This is a genomic window from Phenylobacterium sp. (assembly GCF_030693405.1).
Lineage (GTDB): Bacteria > Pseudomonadota > Alphaproteobacteria > Caulobacterales > Caulobacteraceae > Phenylobacterium.
The window spans coordinates 1-17,324 of sequence record NZ_JAUYAW010000061.1 but is presented as its reverse complement, the minus strand read 5'-3'; the positions used below and the strand labels follow the sequence as shown (position 1 = coordinate 17,324).

Below are 17,324 nucleotides of genomic sequence, written 5' to 3'. Positions count from 1 at the left end.
CAAGGCGCGGGAGGGCTCGGCATAGCGACGGATCAGCTGGTCGAAGGTGACGGGCCCCACGCCCTCGGTGCGGGCCAGCCGCAGCCAGTCCCGTCTGGCCTCAGGCGACAGGGTCTCGGTCATGCAGGGTCCGCGGGCGCGACGGCCTTCTTGCCGCCGATTTTCGGCTCCTCGCCCTTCAGCAGCCGGCCGATATTGTCCTTGTGGCGGATGAAGATCAGCACGGCCATGAGCACGGCCAGCACCGCCACCGGATAGGGGCGGTCGGTGAGAAAGACATAGACCGGGGCGGCCACGGCCGCCGTCAGGGCCGCCAGGGACGACATGCGGAAGACCAGGGCCATCACGATCCAGGTGGCGCCGGCCAGCATGCCCACCGGCCAGGCCGCAGCCAGCAAGGTGCCGAAGAAGGTGGCGACCCCTTTGCCGCCCTTGAACTTCAGCCAGACCGGGAAGATGTGGCCGATGAAGGCCGCTCCGCCGGCCAGGGAGGTCAGGGTCGCCTGGACGCCCTGCGGCGCATCCTTCGTCAGGAACCAGGCGATGAAGACGGCCAGGGCGCCCTTGCCCCCGTCGCCCAGCAGGGTGAGCAGGGCCAGGTCCTTACGACCGGTGCGCAGGACATTGGTCGCCCCGATATTGCCCGATCCTATGGAGCGCACGTCGCCGGCGCCGCCCAGGCGGGTGGCGATGACGCCAAAGGGTATGGAGCCCAGGAGATAGCCGCCGATGACGGCGATGGCGATGAGCATCGGGCTGAGCTGGTCGGTCGGCATGGCGTGTCCCCCGTCGTCTGCTTCTGTGGCGCTTCCGTTCGCCTAGTCCTAGACCTGCCCCGGGCCGCCGTCACCGCCGCGCTTGTTGTTTCTGTTTTGTTCCAGGCGCGCGCATTTGGCAAGATGGCGCCGGCATTAGTCCCTGCGGTAGACGATCCGCCCATCCACCAGGGTCATGCGGACCACGCCCTGCAGGCGGCGGCCGTCGAACGGGGAGTTCTTGGACTTTGATTTCAGGTCCGCCAGCTCCACGACCATTGGCGCGGCCAGATCGCAGAGGACGAGGTCGGCCGGCGCGCCCTTGGCCAGGCGGCCCGCGGGCAGACCCAGCAGGGCGGCGGGGCGGCTGGTCACCTTGGCCATCAGGTCGATGAGCGGGATGCGCCCCTCGTGATGGAAGGCCAGCAGGGCCGGCAGCAGGGTCTGCAGGCCCACAGCGCCGGGCGCGGCCTCGTCATAGGGCAGCCGCTTGTCCTCGGCCGGCGCCGGGGCGTGGGCCGAGACGACGATGTCGATGAGGCCTGTGGCCAGGGCCTCAATGGTCGCTTGGCGGTCGTCCTCGCCGCGCAGGGGCGGGTCCACCTTGCAGAAGGTGCGGTAGTCGCCGATGTCCACCTCGTTGAAGGACAGGTGATTGATCGAGGTGGTCGCCGTCACGTCCAGGCCGCGAGCCTTGCCGCGCTCCAGGCTCTCCAGGGCGCAGGCGGTGGTGATCTGGTCCACCAGCAGCCGTCCGCCGGTCAGCTCGACCAGGGCGAGATCGCGCTCCAGCATGATCTTTTCGGCGATGCGCGGGACCGACGGGAGGCCCATGCGACCGGCCAGCACGCCCTCGGTGGCCGCAGCGCCGGCCGACAGCCAGGGATCGGCTGGCCGGTGGGCCACCAGCACCCCGAAGCTGCGGGCATAGGCCAGCAGGCGGCGGAAGACCTTGGAATTGACGATGGGATGGTCGGCGTCGGTGACATAGACGCAGCCGGCGTCGCGCATCAGACCGATCTCGGCCATGCGTTCGCCCAGCAGGCCCTTGGTGGCGGCGCCTGCGGGATAGACGTGGACCAACTCGATATCGCGGGCCCGGCGCAGGATGAAATCCACCACCGAGGGATCATCCACCACCGGCGAGGTGTCGGGCTGGACGACGATGGAGGTCACACCGCCGGCGGCGGCGGCGAGCGCGGCCGACTTCAGCGTTTCCTTGGGCTCGGCGCCCGGCTCGCCGGTCTTGACCCGCAGGTCGATGAGGCCTGGGCTGAGCATGGCGCCGCGGGCGTCCAGGGTCTCGATGTCGTCGGACAGGGTCCCCAGCTCGCCGCCGAAGACCAGGTCTGCGATCTTGCCGTTCTTGACCAGCAGGGCGCCGCGCTCGTCCTGGCCGGACGCCGGATCAACGAGGCGGGCGTTGAGGATCGCCAGGGGACGGGAAGCCATCAGTCGTTATCCAGCCTTGCCGAAAGGGCGGCGAGCACCGCCATGCGGGCGGCGACGCCCATCTCCACCTGATCCTGGATCAGGCTGACGGCCAGGTCGTCGGCCACCTCGGAATCGATCTCCACCCCGCGGTTCATGGGGCCGGGATGCATGACGCGGACATGGGGGGCGGCGCAGGCCAGCTTCTCCCGGTCGAGACCAAAGAAGCGGAAGTACTCCCGCTGGGAGGGCGCGAGGACCCCGTCCATGCGCTCCAGCTGCAGGCGCAGCATCATCACTACGTCGCAGCCGGCTATGCCCTTGCGCAGGTCGTGGAACACTTCGGAGCCCCAGCGGTCGGCTTCGGCGGGCATCAGGGTCGGCGGGCCGACAAGCCGGACCTCGGCGCCCATCATCTGCAAGAGCCCGACATTGGAGCGCGCCACCCGGCTGTGCAGGACATCGCCGCAGATGGCCACGCGCAGGCCGGCGATGCGGCCAAAGGCCCGGCGCATGGAGAGCGCGTCCAGCAGGGCCTGGGTGGGATGTTCGTGCTGGCCGTCGCCGGCGTTGATGACCGAACAGGACACCTTCTGCGACAGCAGGGAGGCCGCGCCCGACGAGGCGTGGCGCACCACCAGCAGGTCCGGCTGCATGGCGTTCAGCGTCACGGCGGTGTCGATCAGGGTCTCGCCCTTGGAGATGGACGAGGCCCGCGGGCTCATATTGACCACATCGGCGCCCAGCCGCTTGCCAGCCAGCTCGAAGGAGCTCTGGGTGCGGGTGGAGTTCTCGAAGAACAGGTTCATCAGCGTCCGACCCTTGAGCAGGTCAAGCTTCTTCGAGGTCTGGCGGTTGAGGGCGACGAAGCCGTCAGCCAGGTTCAGCAGGTCGGTCACCTCCACCGGGTTCAGGTCCAGGACCGACAGGAAGTGGCGCTTGGGGAAGGGGAAGGTCTTCCCCAGGACGTCGATCAGACCGGAATCGGGGGCGCTCATGGGGCCGTCCTCTTAAGGGGGCGGGGCGGTCTCGCCAAGACGCCTGTCCTGCGCACGCCCATCACCCTAGGCCTTCGCCGCTGGCAGGTTGCGCAGGCGCTCCAGGGCGCCCTGGAGGATCCAGGCCGCGGCGGTCTTGTCGACCACCTCGCCCCGGCGGACCCGGGTCATGTCGACTTCATCGACCAGCATGCGGTTGACGGCCATGGAGCTCATCCGCTCGTCCCAGAAGGCGATGGGCAGGTCGCGCAGCCGCAGGAGGTTGCGGGCGAAGGCGCGGCTGGACTGGCAGCGCGTCCCTTCGGTTCCGTCCATGTTGATCGGCAGGCCGATGATCACGCCCACGGCCTTGCGGTCGTCCATCAGGGAAAACAGCTGCTCGGCGTCCTGGGTGAACTTGGTCTTGCGGATCAGCTTCAGCGGCGAGGCCACCATCCGCATGCCGTCGGACACCGCGACGCCGATGGTCTTTTCCCCCAGGTCCAGCCCGACCACGGGCGCGATCGGGGGCAGGGCGGCAGGCAGGTCCAGCAGGTCGAGAACGGGCATAGGCCGCTCATACCATCGGCGCCCCGGCGCGCCACGGGATTTCCGGCCGCCAGGCCGCCGGTCCATCGACCTCCGGTATTGGTCAAGGCCAAGCTTGCCGCTAGACCAGCGGGGCAGGGCGGGGGTTGAGATGACGACGACGGGAACGATCGACTGGCCGCGCAAGTCGCGGGACATCCACAACCACCATATGGATTCCACTGTCTGGGACCGGATCGACTTCCGGGACGACGATGTGGTGGTGGCCACCTACGCCAAGTCCGGCACCACCTGGACGCAGCACATCGTGGGCCAGCTGATCTTCGCCGGCGATCCCGAGGTGAAGGTGGCGGAGCTTTCGCCTTGGGTGGACCTGCGGGTCATGCCGCCGAACCTTCCCGACATCCTGGCGGCGCAGACCCACCGGCGGATCATGAAGACCCATCTGCCGGTGGACGCCCTGACCTTCTCGCCCAAGGCCAGGTATCTCTATATCGGCCGGGACGGCCGCGACGTGGTCTGGAGCCTCTACAACCACCATGCCGGGGCCAATCAGCTCTGGTATGACGCGATGAACGACACGCCGGGCCGGGTGGGCCCGCCGATCGAGCGGCCCGACCCCGACATCCGCCGCTATTTCCTCACCTGGCTTGAGCAGGATGGCGCGCCGTTCTGGGCCTATTGGGAGAATATCGCCACCTGGTGGGCGATCCGAGACCTGCCCAACGTCATGCTGGTCCATTTCAACGACCTCAAGCAGGACCTGGAAGGCGAGATGCGAAAAATCGCGGCCTTCCTGGACTGCGACATTCCCGAGGAGCGCTGGCCGACGATCCTGGAACACTGCTCCTTCGACTGGATGAAGGCCCATGCGGAGAATGTCGCGCCGCTGGGCGGGGCGATCTTCGAGGGCGGCGCCCAGACCTTCATCAACAAGGGCGTCAACGGCCGCTGGCGTGACGTCCTGACTCCCGCCGACATCGCCGCCTATGAGGCCCGGGCGATGGCGGAGCTGGGCCCCGACTGCGCCGGATGGCTGGCGTCAGGCGGGACGGTCTAGAGTCGCGCGCCAGGCGCCGACGGACGTCAGGCGCGCGATTGCGTCGCGGGCGCTTGTCAAAGGTGGCGTCGCACGGCTAACCCACGGGTCAGATTGCAAGGAGGCCCCCATGGCCATCGACGCGGCGACCGTGCGCAAGGTCGCCAAGCTGGCGCGCATCGCCGAACCGGAAGAGCGCATCGAACCGCTCGCCCGCGAACTCAACGGCATCCTGACCTGGATCGAGATGCTGAACGAGGTGGACACCGACGGGATCGAACCCATGACCTCGGTGGTCCACCAGGGTCTGCCCATGCGCGAGGACGTGGTCACCGAGGGCGGCGATCCCGCCAAGGTGCTGGCCAATGCGCCCAAGTCGGCCAAGGACTTCTTCGTTGTCCCCAAGGTGGTGGAATAGATGAGCGACCTGACCAGGCTCACCCTCAAGTCCGCCCTGGAAGGCCTTGAGTCCAAGGCCTTTTCCTCCGTTGAGCTGACCCGCGCCCACATCGAGGCGGTGGAACAGGCCCGGGCGTTGAACGCCTATGTGCTGGAGACGCCTGACAAGGCGTTGGCCATGGCGCAGGCCAGCGACGCCCGCCGCGCCCAAGGTGAGGCCGGCGCCCTGGACGGCGCGCCGCTCGGCATCAAGGACCTGTTCTGCACCGAGGGCGTGCGCTCCACAGCCTGCTCGAAAATCCTCGGCGAGTTCCGCCCGACCTATGAGTCGAACGTCACCGCCAATCTCTGGCGGGACGGGGCGGTCATGCTGGGCAAGCTGAACATGGACGAGTTCGCCATGGGCTCGTCCAATGAGACCAGCGCGTTCGGCCCGGTGATCAATCCCTGGCGCGGAGCGGGCGAAACCACGCCGCTGACGCCGGGCGGCTCATCTGGCGGCTCGGCCGCGGCGGTCGCCGCCCAGCTCTGCCTGGGCGCGACGGCCACCGACACCGGCGGCTCCATCCGCCAGCCCGCGGCCCTGACCGGGACAGTGGGGATCAAGCCGACCTATGGCCGCTGTTCGCGCTGGGGCGTGGTGGCCTTCGCCTCGTCCCTGGACCAGGCTGGCCCCATCGCCCGGACCGTGGAGGACGCGGCCCTGCTGCTGACCTCCATGGCCGGGCATGACGCCCGGGATTCCACAAGCCTGGATATCGCCGTTCCGGATTTCGCCAGCTTCGTGGGCAAGTCGGTGAAGGGCATGCGGGTGGGCATCCCCAAGGAGTACCGGGTCGAGGGCATGCCCGCCGAGATCGAGCAGCTCTGGGAGCAGGGCATCGCCTGGCTGAAGGAAGCCGGCTGCGAGATCGTCGAGGTGTCGCTGCCGCACACCAAGTACGCCCTGCCGGCCTATTACATCGTCGCCCCGGCCGAAGCCTCGTCTAACCTCGCCCGGTATGACGGCATGCGCTACGGCCTGCGGGTCGACGGCGCCAATCTGACCGAGACCTATGAGCAGACCCGCGCGGCGGGCTTCGGCGAAGAGGTCAAGCGCCGCATCCTGATCGGCACCTATGTGCTGTCGGCGGGCTATTACGACGCCTATTACCTCAAGGCTCAGAAGGTCCGTCAGCGCATCGCCGACGACTTCGACCAGGCCTTCGAGAAGGTGGACGCCCTGCTGACGCCGACGGCGCCTTCGGCGGCCTTCCCGCTGGGCGAGAACGCCGATGATCCGGTGGCCATGTATCTGAACGACATCTTCACCGTGACGGTGAACCTGGCCGGTCTGCCGGGGATGAGCGTTCCGGCCGGCGTCGACGCCAAGGGTCTGCCGCTGGGCTTGCAGCTGATCGGCCGGGCCCTGGACGAAGGCTCGCTGTTCTCCCTGGGTGGGGTGATCGAACAGGCCGCGGGCTTCACGGCCCGTCCGGACCGCTGGTGGTAGGCGCCTCCGTCCGGCCGTTCAGGCGCCGGACGGAAGCGGTTACGCCGGGGCTCAGTCTGTGGCCAGTTCGCTCTTGATGGCCGCCAGGGTGTCGTCGGTGATCAGGCCTTCGGAGAAGGGCTTCAGCTCAACCAGCGTCATGCTCTTGAACATGTCGTAGGAGGGGTGGGTGCTGATGCCGGGAATGTGCTTCTCCAGCACCGCCTTGGCCTTTTCGTCGGCGACTAGCTCGGCCACGGAATTGGATTCGATGCTGAGCGTGGACGCTGCGGCGCCGGACACGGCGGCGAGCGTCAGCGAAAGGGCGAGGGCGCCCGTCATAATGGCCTTGCGCATGGATGGAGTTCCTCCCTGGAACGGCGTTGTTGCCGAGGCGGAGTGAGCGGCAGGCGCAGGCGTTTCGCAAGGGGTTTAACTTGGCCGCTTCCGCAGGGAGGCGGCTGGGATTAGGAAGAGCGCATGACTGAGAACACCAAGTTGATCCAGGGCCGCACCGGTCCCTGGGAAGTGGTCCTTGGGCTGGAAATCCACGCCCAGGTCGCCTCCAACGCCAAGCTCTTTTCCGGCGCAGCTGTCGGCTTCGGCGCCGGACCCAACGCCCAGGTCAGCCTGGTGGACGCGGCCATGCCCGGCATGCTGCCGGTCATCAATCGCCGCTGTGTGGAGCAGGCCGTGCGCACGGGCCTGGGCCTGAAGGCGCAGATCAATCTGAAGTCCACGTTCGATCGGAAGAACTACTTCTATCCGGACCTGCCGCAGGGCTATCAGATCAGCCAGTTCAAGGAGCCCATCGTTGGCGAGGGCGAGGTCCTGGTGGAGCTGGACGACGGCGAGACCATCACCGTGCGGATCGAGCGGCTGCACCTGGAGCAGGACGCCGGCAAGTCGCTGCACGACCAGGACCCGGACTCCACCTATGTGGACCTGAACCGGGCTGGCACCGCCCTGATGGAGATCGTTTCGCGCCCCGACATGCGCAGCGCGCCGGAGGCGGCCGCTTATGTGAAGAAGCTGCGGACCATCCTCGTCTATCTGGGCACCTGCGACGGGGACATGGAGAAGGGCAATCTGCGCGCCGACGTGAACGTCTCCGTCTGTCGCCCCGGCGCCTACGAGAAGTTCCGCGCCACAGGGGACTTCAGCCACCTGGGCACCCGCTGCGAGATCAAGAACGTCAACTCCTACCGCTTCATCCAGCAGGCCATCGAGTACGAGGCCCGCCGGCAGATCGAGATCCTGGAGGACGGCGGCAAGATCGACCAGGAAACCCGCCTGTTCGACCCCGGCAAGGGCGAGACCCGGTCCATGCGCTCCAAGGAAGAGGCGCATGACTATCGCTACTTCCCTGATCCCGACCTTTTGCCGCTGGAGCTGGACCCCGCCTGGGTGAAGGCCATCGAGGACAGCCTGCCGGAGCTGCCTGACCCCAAGAAGGCGCGGCTGCAGAGCCAGTATGGCCTGTCGGCCTATGACGCCGGGGTGCTGGTGGGCGAGCAGGCCCGGGCCGACTTCTTCGAGGCCGCCGCCAAGGGCCGCGACGCCAAGCTGGTGGCCAACTGGGTGACCAACGACCTGGCCGCCCGGCTGACGGCGGCGGGCCTGGATATCGAGAACAGCCCGATCAGCGCTGGCGAGATCGCCGATCTGGTCAAGCTGATCGAGGAGGGGGTCATCTCGTCGAAGATCGCCAAGGACGTCTTTGAACGCATGTGGGCGGGCGAGGGCGCACCGGCGGAGATCGTCGAGAAGCAGGGCCTGACGCAGGTCTCCGACACCGGCGAGCTGGAAGCCATCATCGATGGCCTGATCGCCGGTAACCCGGCCCAGGCGGAGTCGGTGAAGGAAAAGCCCCAGGCCATTGGCTGGTTCGTCGGCCAGGTGATGAAGGCCACCGGCGGTAAGGCCAACCCCGGGACGGTCAATCAGCTTCTCAAGGCCAAGCTCGGCCTCTGACGGGCGCTGGATCGCGTTTCAAGACAAAGCGGGCCCCGGATCGATGATCCGGGGCCCTTGTCGTTCAAGGAGATTCAGCGACCGCTGATGATCTCGAAGATGATGCCGGTGGCCACGGCGGCGAGCAGATAGTCGTTGCCCACCTGGTGCCAGGCATAGCCCCGCGGCGGCGGCCGCAGGCGATAGCGGTGGTAGTCGTGCACCACATAGCCGCGATAGTGGGGCGGCAGGACGGCCCCGCGCCGCCAGGCCACATAGCCCGGCCGGTACTGCGGGTGGCTGTAATAGACCACCGGCGGCGGGCCATAGGACCAGCGGTTCTGGTAGTAGTAGCCGTTGTAGCGGCGGTGGTCCCAGGACTGAGCCCGCGGCGGCGGGTAGTGGTGGTTGTCATAGCGATGGTCGCGCCGGTCATAGCGATGGTCACGGCGATCATCGCGGCGGTCGTCCCGCCGGTCCCAGTGATCACCCCGACGGTCGGCATGATGCTCTCGGCGGTCCCAGGACTGGGCCTGGGCGGCGGTGGCCGACGCCGCGATGGGGCCCGCAACCGCAGCCATGGCCGCGAGACTCAAGATCAGACGTCTCATTCTACGTCTCCGTTTTCTGCGGGCCCGCTGAGGCGGGCCGCCACATCCCCCGATAGCTGGAAGATGAGCGGCCCGCCCTGAATAGAAACTGAACAGTTAAGTCAGGTTCACCATGCCGGTCGGAGCGCGCGGCGGGAGATAGGCACGCCTAGTTGAACAGGCTTCGAACGACTTCAGCGATCAGGCCGGTCTGGGTCTGAGCCAGATAGACATCGTCCCCGACCCTGACCCATTCGTACCCCGCCGGCGGCGGACTGAGACGGTATCGAGCCGGCTCGGTGATGTAATAGTTCCGCTCCGTGACATAGGCCCGGGGAATGTGTTCGCCCCGCTGCCACTGCTTCTTGGCCTGGCCGGGCGGCATGCCATGCGGGTGAGCCTTCCCCACCGCCTTGCCGCGATCGTGCCCATGGGCAGGCTGGGCGATGGTGGCGGTTGGCGCGGCCAGGACCATAACCGCGGCCGCGGTGATCAATATCGACTTCATAACTGGCGCCTCGTGTACGTCCCTCCATGCTTTAACGTCTCAAGGGGGCTTCGGCTCCCGGCGGCCCAAAGGGCGCCTTGCTGTGGTGAGGGCAAGGGCGTCGGATGGGTGGCGTTAACTGTGCGTAGATGAAGGTTTCGCAGCAGTAAGCAGGCCGAAGTCTGCCAGAATGTCGCATGAATTCGACTTCTTTTCGGACTTAACCATATGTTCAGTCGATCTCGACTTTTGTAGCCCCATGGATAGCGGGACAGGGGCGTCAGAACGCCGCCCGCCGCTGGATGAGGACGTGGAAGTCATGTTTGCGAACGTGGAAGTGGGACAAGCCGAAGGCCTTCCCCTGCCGGGCCCCGAAGCCTCGGGGGACGAACTGTTCCGGCTGGGCATGCTCTATTCGACGGGTCAGGGCGGCGCGCCGCTCGACTATGTGTCGGCGCACATGCTGTTCAACCTGGCGGCCATGAAGGGCTCGATCGAAGCCAAGGTCTACCGCAAGGAACTGTCCCAGGAGATGGCGTCGGAAGATGTGGCCGAGGCCCAGCGCGCCGCACGGGAATGGCTGGCTCAGGGCTGAGCTAGCCAGGGCGTCAGTTCACGCCGGTTTGGCCCAGCGCATAGCTGAACCCGAACTGGATCGGCGACAGGTCCCGGAAATACTGCTGGACGAACAGTCCGGCGTTGGCGACCCCGCTGCGGGGCACGTAGATGATGTCGAAGCGCCGCAGGGGCACTAGGTCGGCGGTGGGCTGCCGCAACCCCGACAACAGGTCAGCGGTTCGCATCATGCCTTGCCCATCTGAACCTCGACGGATGATGATGACCTTGCTGCGATCGGCGGTGGGCCGGAACCCGCCAGCCTGGATCACGGCCCTCAGGGCGTCCCCGTCGCCCTGCATGTCATAGACCCCCGGCGCGCCCACCTCGCCGCCGACAAACACCTTTAGCGGCGCGGCCTTGGCGGTCACGAAGACGTCGGGGCGCAGGAGATGCGCCCCATAGGCCTGGGACAAGGCCGCCTCCAGCTGCAAAGTCGTACGGTCGGCCGCCATCACCGGCGGGATCAGGGGAACGGTGATCCGGCCGTCCGGCTGGACCGTGACGGTCTTGGTCAGCTCGGGCGCCGAAGGCACCGCCACCTCGATCTCATCGCCCGGATAGAATCGATAAGCCGGCTCATCCTCGGTCCACTGCGCATAGGGGATGTTGGCGAAGCGGGCTTCATGCGCCGGCGGCGCCAGGCCGACATGTTCGGCGCCGGGCATGGCCCGCACGCCGCCGCAGCCGGCGGCGACGAGGGCGGCGGCGAGGCTTGTCAGGGCGCGATAGCGGCGTCGGATCAGCATGGCGTCAGGGTTAACAGGAATGGGTAACGAAGTCTTAAGCGCGGCCCGCCACGGTCAGCTGAAGTCTCCCCTGGGATTACCGGATTCGCTATGGCCGCCACGAGCGCCTGGACCGTCAGATCGCACGACGCCGCGCCACGCTCCGAGTGGGTGGCGAGGCCTCGCTATGCCCCGTCCGACTTTGTCGTCCTGCTGTGGCGCGAGCGGTTTCTCATGCTGGCGGTGTTCGCCGTCCTGTTCGTCATCGGGGCGGCCCTGGCCCTGACGCTGAAGACGACCTATCCGGCGAGCTCCAGCATTCTGGTCCGGTTGGGCCAGGAGTATGTCTATGAACCCCGGGCAGGGGACGCTGGCCGTGGCGCCGTGCCGGACTCCGACCAGGTGATCCAGTCCGAGACCGAGATCATCGGGTCAAGCGAGCTGAAGCAGCGGGTCATCGACCGGCTGGGCCTGATGCGCGTCTACCCGGAATTGGCCAAGAAGTTCGCCGAGGCCTCGGCCGCCGAGAAGCGCGTGATCATGGGGCAGGCGATCCGGGGGATGGAGACCAGTCTCAAGATCCAGACGGCCCCGGACACCCCGATTGTGCGGCTGGTCTTCACCCATGAGGATCCCCGGACCGCCGCCCTGGTGCTCAACACCCTGCTGGAAGAGTACCTGATCTATCGGCGCACCATTCTGGTGGAGGCCAACGCCCCGGCCATGGCCCTGCAGCGCCAGGCCTTCGAGGCGCGGCTCGGAGAGGCCGATGCGGCCTATGAGGAATTCCTGACCAGCAACCGGATCGCCGACTTCGTCGCCGAGAAGGCCGCTCTGTCGCAGTTGCAGTCGCAGATCGAGCAGCAAAAATACCTGACCGAGGCGCAGTTGCAGGACCGCAGCGGCCGGTTGGCGGCTCTGCAGTCGCAGATGGGACAGGTCGCGCCCGAGGTCGGCCTCTATCGCGACGTGAACAACGCCGCTTCCGACAAGCTGATCGAATTGAAGCTGCAGCGGGAAGACCTGCTGGGCCGCTATCGCGCCGACGCCCAGCCGGTGCGCGAACTGGACGCCCAGATCGCGCGCCTGGAGGTTGGGATTTCCGAGGGCCGCACCACCGGCGACGGCGCCCGCCGCATCGGAGTCAACCCTGTCTACCAGACCCTGCAGACCGAACGGATCCAGCTGCAGGCCGAGGTGGCCGCCCTGCGCCAGTCGCTTGACGCCCTGAACACCCAGATGAGCCAGCTTCTCGATCGCCGCCTGAAGCTGGCCGAGCTTGAGCCGCGCTTCCAGGCGCTCAGCCTCGACAGGGACGTCCTGCAGGCCAATGTCCGTGACTTCGCGGTCCGTGAAGAGCAGAGCCGCGCGGCCCGGGAAATCGCCTCGGCCTCGAACGACAATATCCGCATCGTGCAGCGAGCCACGGCCCCGGCCAGGGGTTCAAGCCTGAAGAAGCCTGTGCTGGTCCTGGCCTTTCTGTTCGCAGGCTTCACCGCCCTGTGCGCCGGTCTGCTGCGGATGTTCCTGCGGCCCGGCCTGCCGACGCCGGCCTCGGCCTCGCGCACCCTTGACCTGCCCGTGCTGGGCATGGCGCCCCTGAAGGCGACCTGACCGATGACTTCGGCGCGGCATGTCGCTTTCCGATAGGCTCGCCTCAGTGAGTGCGCGGCGATTCGAGTCATGGTGAACCTCAACGCCGAGATGGCTGAACTCTGGGCGTCCCTCGGGGCGCCTGCGGCCGGTCGCGCGCGCACCATCCAGATCGTGTCGGCGCGGCGGGGCGAGGGCGCCTCCACCGTGGCGCGGGAGCTCGCCTTTTTCGCCGCCCGTCGGGCCGGCCGCTCGGTCTGGCTGGTGGACCTGGACCTGATGGCCTCGCCGCAGCACGAAGCCGTGGCCGCCGAGAGCGATCGCTACGGCCTGCTGGGCCAGCCGGCCGCGGCGAGCCCGGACGGCTCGATCTTCTTCTCCATCCAGCCACCGGCCCAGGGGCCCGACGGAAAGCCCTGGCCCGACGCCCGCTATCTCGCCGCCCACCGGGTGGGGGCGGCCCGCTGGTGGGTCACGCGCTTCCGGCGCGAAGCCCTGCGCGGGCGTCAAAGCGTCCACATCCTGGGGGAGGGCGACTACTGGAGCGCCCTGCGGCGGTTCGCCGACCTGATCATTGTCGACTGTCCCTCGGCCGACCGGTCGCAGGCGGCCATGACGGTGGCGCCCTTCATGGACCAGACCCTGATGGTGGTGGCCGCCGACGAGGTCGATGTCCGCGCGCCGGCCCTGCTGCGCGACGCCCTCACAGGCGCAGGCGCCGATGTGGTCGGCCTCTTCTTCAACCGCGCGACGGTGGAGCAGCCGCCGTTCGCCCGCGCCTTCCTGCGGTGAACCGGCTCGCCTATGCGCCGTCCCTGGTGCGGCAGGCGCCAGCGCCGCCGCTGACGGCCTGGCGGCTGCTGCTGGCCGGCGCCTCGGTCTTCCTGCTGCTGGTCTACAGCCAGGCCTGGGTCTTCCCGCTGATGGGGCCGCAGGCCGATGTCAGCCAGGGCGGTCTGATCCGCGCCCTCTATCTACCGGCCTATGCGGCGGGATTCCTGCTGCTGACGGTCTCGCCGGGCGCCACCTTCCAGGCCCTGCTGCGCCAGCCCTTCCTGGTGGCTCTGATGCTGCTGGTGGCGGCCTCAACCCTGTGGTCTATCGCCCCGGACCAGACCCTGCGGCGGGTGTTCGCCGCCTATTGCTCAGCGCTCGGCGGCGTGGTGCTGGCCTCGCGGCTGAAGTGGTCGGAGCTGGCCGAGGTGGCCGGCGCGGCCTTCGCCATCCTGGCGGTGATCTCATTCCTCGTGCCGCTCGCCCTGCCTTCGGTGGGGATCATGCAGGAGATCTTTCCCGGCGCCTGGCGCGGCGTCTGGTCGGAGAAGAATGCGCTGGGCGGCAATATGGCGCTCGGCTTCGCCATCATGGGCGCCGCGGCCATGCTCAATCCGCAGCGGCGGTTCCTGTGGTGGGGGTTCGCAGGTCTGGCCCTGCTGCTGACCCTGATGTCCACCTCCAAGACCTCGCTGGTGGCGCTGATCCTGGGGCTGGGCGGGCTGATGTTCGTGGCCATCGTCAGACGGGGGCCCGCCACCCGGGTGGCCATTCTCTGGCTGGCCATCGTCGGGGCGGGGATGGGGCTGGGCGTGGTCCTGCTGGCCGCCGACGCCATTTTCGACCTGCTGGGGAAGGACGCCACCCTCACCGGACGAACCGAGATCTGGGCCGCGGCCATGACCCAGATCGAGAGCCGGCCCTGGACGGGGTTCGGCTTTGGGGTCGTATGGGATGATCTGGGCGCGTGGGCGCCGCTGGCCCAGATGACCCAGGACGCCGGCTTCACCCCGCAGCACGCCCATAATTCCTGGATCGAGCAGTGGCTGGGCATGGGGATATTGGGGTTGGCGGCCTTCGCCCTGCTGTACGCCCAGACCGTGATCTTGGCCGGGGTGGCCCTGTTCCGGGACAAGGGCGCCTATCTCGCCGCGCCCTTTCTGATCGTCTACAGCCTGATGACCATCACCGAGAGCATCGCGGTGACCTATAATGACTTCCGCTGGGTGCTGTTTCTGGCGATCGCGGTGAAGCTGGCCTGGCCGGACCGCGAGATCGAGGCCCGTCGGGGGTGAGGCCCCTCCGCCGTAGCTCCCTGCCGACGGCCTCCAAGGACGACACCATTTGCTGACCTCCTACGGCTGGACGCAGGCGCTGGACCGTGACTTCGCCCCCTTTGCGCGCGAGGGCCTGGTCCCCGCGCGGGTGGTGATCCAGCACCGCGCCCGGTTTGTGCTGATGGGGGAGGGCGGAGAATTCTCCGCCGAGACCGCCGGCCGGTTCCTGCACAACGCCTCGACCACGGGTCTGCCGGTGGTGGGCGACTGGGTGGCCGTCGCGCAGCAGGCCGGCGAGGGCGTCTCGACCATTCGTGCGGTGATGCCGCGCACCAGCCAGTTCGTGCGCAAGGCCGCCGGCGTGGTGGATAAGCCTCAGGTGGTGGCGGCCAATTTCGACGTGGTGCTGCTGACCACAGGTCTCGACACCGATTTCAATCTGCGCCGGATTGAGCGCTATCTCACCGCCGCCTGGGGGACGGGCGCCCAGCCGGTGGTGGTGCTGACCAAGGCTGATCTGGTGGATGACGTGGCCGAGAAGGTCGCCCAGGTGGAGGCCGTAGCGCTCGGCGCGCCGGTGCTGGCCCTGTCGGCGCCCACGGGACAAGGGCTGGAAGCTCTGCGAGCCTATCTGACGCCCGGGACCACGGCGGTGATGCTGGGCATGTCCGGCGTCGGCAAGTCTACCCTGGTCAACGCCCTGGCCGGTGAGGCGCGACAGGCGGTGGGCGAGGTCCGCGCCACTGACGGCCGGGGCCGCCACACCACAACCCACCGGGAACTGGTGCTGCTGCCCGGGGGCGCGCTGATCCTGGACACGCCGGGCATGCGCGAGCTGGGGCTCTGGGACCCCGGCGAGGCCAACGCCCAGACCTTCGAGGACATCGAGGCCCTGGCCCGCCAGTGCAAGTTCCGCGACTGCGGCCATGTGGCCGAGCCGGGCTGCGCGGTGCAGGCGGCGCTCAAGTCCGGCGAGTTGTCGGTCGAACGGCTGGAAAGCTATCGCAAGCTCGGCCGCGAGGGCGCCTTCATCGAGCGCAAGGAAGACCCTGCTGCGGCCATCGCCCACCGCAAGCTGTGGGCCAACCGGGCCAAGACTGAACGTCGCCGCCGGCGGGCTGAGGAAGAGGGCTAGGGCGTCCTCAGGCGGCGGCGGTAGTGACGCCGAGCCGCTCGGCGCCCTCGGCCACGGTGACGATCTCCATACCGCTGGTCTGCGCCCGGTCGATCAGGCGGGCCAGGGTGTCTGGCGTGCAGCCCCAGGGGGAGGGGTCTGGCCGCACATCGTGGGTATATAGGATCAGCCAGGCGTTTCGGGCCTTGGCCCTGGCCAGCCAGTGTTCGGCGATGGCCTCTCCGTTCGGGCCCTCGATCCCCACAGCCGGCGCCTGGTTCAGATCCGTGCCCGCCTCGATCACCCCATGATGCAGGGCGCGCAGCACGCCATAGCGGCCGCCCAGGGCTCCCTTGGGACCAGCGGCGACGTCGCCATAGGGATAGGCGAAGTGACTCACCGGGCCTGCGCCCCAGTCGGCGAGGGTGGCGCGGTTGCGCGCGGTGTCATCCTCGGCGGCGACGCCCGTGGCCTGGCCGCAGTCCAGGTGGGAATAGGTGTGGCAGGCGATCTCGTGGCCCGCCTGGGCCAGTCGGGCATAGTCGGCGGGCTGCGCGAAGCGCCCCATGGGGCCCTCTGTCCCGGCCAGGCCCGCCGAGACATAGAAGACGCCCCGGGCGCCTCGGGCCTCCAGCAGGCGGGCGCCGGCCTCAGCGGCGGTCAGCGGCGCGTCATCGAAGGTGAAGGACACCATGGGGGCCTGAGGCCCGCGGGCGAGGGGGCGGCGGTGGGCCAGGCGGACGAGCCGGCGGCGCAGCTTGCCCTTGAGGCTCCGGTCCGGCTGGTAGGCTTGCTCGGGCGACATCATACGGCCTCGGCGTAGAGGGCGGCGCGATAGAGCCGCATGGCGAAGGCGCGGCTGGGCAGCGGCGCCAGGTCGTTGAGGGCGAAGGCCTTGATCAGCGGCCGCCAGAGCCCGCGCAGGGGAACAAGCCGCAGGATCTTGGCCGCGCGATAACTGGGATAGGCGCTGACCACCTCGGGATGGGCGGCCACCACCCGGGCGAAATTGGCCGCCGACTGCTCGTACTTGGCGGCGATCACCGACGCTGGATCGAGGCCGAGATGGGTGGCGGTGTTGTCGATGTGGACGATGGGCCAGCGGCGGGCCACGCGCATGCCCCACTCCACGTCCTCCCATCCCCAGCCGGCGAAGCCTTCGTCGAACCCTTCAGCGGCGAAGACGTCCCGGCGCACCAGCAGGTTGGAGGTGAAGACGTGCTTCTCCGGCGTGAGGCTGCGCTCGGCCGCGCTGAGGCAGTCGCTGTGGGCGGCCATGGCCCGGTGCAGGGCCTGATCGCGGCGGGGTTCGACCTGCTGGAGGGAGAAGCCGCCAAAGGCCACGGCGGGGTCGTGCTCTGCGATCAGGGCCAGCCAGGCGCCGAGGAAGCCGCCGCTGTCGGGCGCCATGTCGCTGTCGAGGAACAGGAAGTGGCCGGCCCGGGCGTGGCTGACGAGCCGGTTGCGGCCCCTGGCCCGGCCCTCATTGGCGGCCAGGGTGACGAGGCGGATGGGCAGGGGCAGGTCGGCGATGAGCGCCTCGAGGGCGGCGCTGAGGGCGGCGTCGCCCGT

At 68.3% G+C, this 17,324-nt stretch carries 19 protein-coding genes and 1 pseudogene; 9 read left to right on the top strand and 11 right to left on the bottom strand.

From position 1 onward, the window contains the following. The 5 genes and pseudogenes from Q8N19_RS16980 to ruvX form a co-directional block, all read right to left on the bottom strand. Window positions 1-123: pseudogene (locus Q8N19_RS16980) on the bottom strand (DNA-protecting protein DprA); the annotation flags it as partial. Beyond that, entirely contained in the window at window positions 120-776 is a 657-nt protein-coding gene (gene plsY, locus Q8N19_RS13095; RefSeq protein WP_305591340.1) for a glycerol-3-phosphate 1-O-acyltransferase PlsY, read from the bottom strand. The gene plsY and the pseudogene Q8N19_RS16980, both read right to left, overlap by 4 nt. A gap of 135 nt (window positions 777-911) precedes the next feature. Next, the gene (pyrC, locus tag Q8N19_RS13090) at window positions 912-2,210 is read right to left on the bottom strand and encodes a dihydroorotase (protein ID WP_305591342.1); all 1,299 of its coding nucleotides are present in this window, start codon (window positions 2,208-2,210) and stop codon (window positions 912-914) included. After that, window positions 2,207-3,184 carry an aspartate carbamoyltransferase catalytic subunit gene (locus Q8N19_RS13085; RefSeq protein WP_305591338.1) on the bottom strand — a complete coding sequence of 326 codons (978 nt, stop codon included), beginning with the start codon at window positions 3,182-3,184 and terminating at the stop codon, window positions 2,207-2,209. The genes pyrC and Q8N19_RS13085 overlap by 4 nt, the downstream gene beginning before the upstream one ends. A gap of 66 nt (window positions 3,185-3,250) precedes the next feature. Continuing rightward, window positions 3,251-3,733, bottom strand: a complete 483-nt coding sequence (gene ruvX / locus Q8N19_RS13080; RefSeq protein WP_305591336.1) for a Holliday junction resolvase RuvX — start codon at window positions 3,731-3,733, stop codon at window positions 3,251-3,253. A 130-nt stretch (window positions 3,734-3,863) separates the two neighbouring features. Here ruvX and Q8N19_RS13075 point away from each other — a divergent pair, with 130 nt between their 5' ends. From Q8N19_RS13075 to gatA, 3 genes are all read left to right on the top strand, one after another. Then, complete coding sequence (locus tag Q8N19_RS13075; protein WP_305591335.1) at window positions 3,864-4,772, top strand: sulfotransferase domain-containing protein; 909 nt, start codon at window positions 3,864-3,866, stop codon at window positions 4,770-4,772. 109 nt (window positions 4,773-4,881) lie between these two features. Beyond that, the gene (gene gatC / locus Q8N19_RS13070) at window positions 4,882-5,169 is read left to right on the top strand and encodes an Asp-tRNA(Asn)/Glu-tRNA(Gln) amidotransferase subunit GatC (protein ID WP_305591333.1); all 288 of its coding nucleotides are present in this window, start codon (window positions 4,882-4,884) and stop codon (window positions 5,167-5,169) included. Further along, window positions 5,170-6,642 (top strand): Asp-tRNA(Asn)/Glu-tRNA(Gln) amidotransferase subunit GatA, encoded by a 1,473-nt coding sequence (gene gatA, locus Q8N19_RS13065; RefSeq protein ID WP_305591331.1) that lies wholly within the window; start codon window positions 5,170-5,172, stop codon window positions 6,640-6,642. Between the two features lie 51 nt (window positions 6,643-6,693). Here gatA and Q8N19_RS13060 read toward each other — a convergent pair whose 3' ends face one another. Continuing rightward, the gene (locus tag Q8N19_RS13060; protein ID WP_305591330.1) at window positions 6,694-6,978 is read right to left on the bottom strand and encodes a hypothetical protein; all 285 of its coding nucleotides are present in this window, start codon (window positions 6,976-6,978) and stop codon (window positions 6,694-6,696) included. A 123-nt stretch (window positions 6,979-7,101) separates the two neighbouring features. Between Q8N19_RS13060 and gatB the strand changes: the two genes are divergently transcribed. Then, complete coding sequence (gatB, locus tag Q8N19_RS13055; protein WP_305591328.1) at window positions 7,102-8,595, top strand: Asp-tRNA(Asn)/Glu-tRNA(Gln) amidotransferase subunit GatB; 1,494 nt, start codon at window positions 7,102-7,104, stop codon at window positions 8,593-8,595. Between the two features lie 74 nt (window positions 8,596-8,669). Here the strand turns inward: gatB and Q8N19_RS13050 are convergent, their stop codons facing one another. Then, window positions 8,670-9,185 (bottom strand): RcnB family protein, encoded by a 516-nt coding sequence (locus Q8N19_RS13050; protein ID WP_305591326.1) that lies wholly within the window; start codon window positions 9,183-9,185, stop codon window positions 8,670-8,672. Window positions 9,186-9,333: 148 nt separating this feature from the next. Next, a complete protein-coding gene (locus Q8N19_RS13045) occupies window positions 9,334-9,672 on the bottom strand; it encodes an RcnB family protein (RefSeq protein WP_305591324.1) in 339 nt (112 codons plus the stop codon). A 298-nt stretch (window positions 9,673-9,970) separates the two neighbouring features. Between Q8N19_RS13045 and Q8N19_RS13040 the strand changes: the two genes are divergently transcribed. Continuing rightward, entirely contained in the window at window positions 9,971-10,246 is a 276-nt protein-coding gene (locus Q8N19_RS13040; RefSeq protein WP_293317415.1) for a sel1 repeat family protein, read from the top strand. A 13-nt stretch (window positions 10,247-10,259) separates the two neighbouring features. Here the strand turns inward: Q8N19_RS13040 and Q8N19_RS13035 are convergent, their stop codons facing one another. Continuing rightward, on the bottom strand, window positions 10,260-11,009 hold the full coding sequence (locus Q8N19_RS13035) for a polysaccharide biosynthesis/export family protein (RefSeq protein ID WP_371133852.1): 750 nt from the start codon (window positions 11,007-11,009) through the stop codon (window positions 10,260-10,262). A gap of 96 nt (window positions 11,010-11,105) precedes the next feature. On the opposite strand from Q8N19_RS13035, the gene Q8N19_RS13030 reads away from it, so the two are divergent. The 4 genes from Q8N19_RS13030 (at window position 11,106) to rsgA (ending at window position 15,773) form a co-directional block, all read left to right on the top strand. Then, window positions 11,106-12,608 (top strand): GumC family protein, encoded by a 1,503-nt coding sequence (locus tag Q8N19_RS13030; RefSeq protein WP_305591320.1) that lies wholly within the window; start codon window positions 11,106-11,108, stop codon window positions 12,606-12,608. A 69-nt stretch (window positions 12,609-12,677) separates the two neighbouring features. After that, complete coding sequence (locus tag Q8N19_RS13025; protein WP_305591318.1) at window positions 12,678-13,379, top strand: sugar kinase; 702 nt, start codon at window positions 12,678-12,680, stop codon at window positions 13,377-13,379. Beyond that, the gene (locus Q8N19_RS13020) at window positions 13,376-14,656 is read left to right on the top strand and encodes an O-antigen ligase (protein WP_305591316.1); all 1,281 of its coding nucleotides are present in this window, start codon (window positions 13,376-13,378) and stop codon (window positions 14,654-14,656) included. Before Q8N19_RS13025 ends, Q8N19_RS13020 begins: the two co-directional genes overlap by 4 nt. 49 nt (window positions 14,657-14,705) lie before the next feature. Further along, window positions 14,706-15,773, top strand: a complete 1,068-nt coding sequence (gene rsgA / locus Q8N19_RS13015; RefSeq protein WP_305591314.1) for a ribosome small subunit-dependent GTPase A — start codon at window positions 14,706-14,708, stop codon at window positions 15,771-15,773. A 7-nt stretch (window positions 15,774-15,780) separates the two neighbouring features. Here the strand turns inward: rsgA and Q8N19_RS13010 are convergent, their stop codons facing one another. Both Q8N19_RS13010 and Q8N19_RS13005 read right to left on the bottom strand, forming a co-directional pair. Further along, entirely contained in the window at window positions 15,781-16,557 is a 777-nt protein-coding gene (locus Q8N19_RS13010) for a polysaccharide deacetylase family protein (protein ID WP_305591312.1), read from the bottom strand. Further along, on the bottom strand, window positions 16,557-17,324 hold a 768-nt coding region (locus tag Q8N19_RS13005), incomplete at its 5' end, for a glycosyltransferase family 2 protein (RefSeq protein ID WP_305591310.1). The genes Q8N19_RS13005 and Q8N19_RS13010, both read right to left, overlap by 1 nt.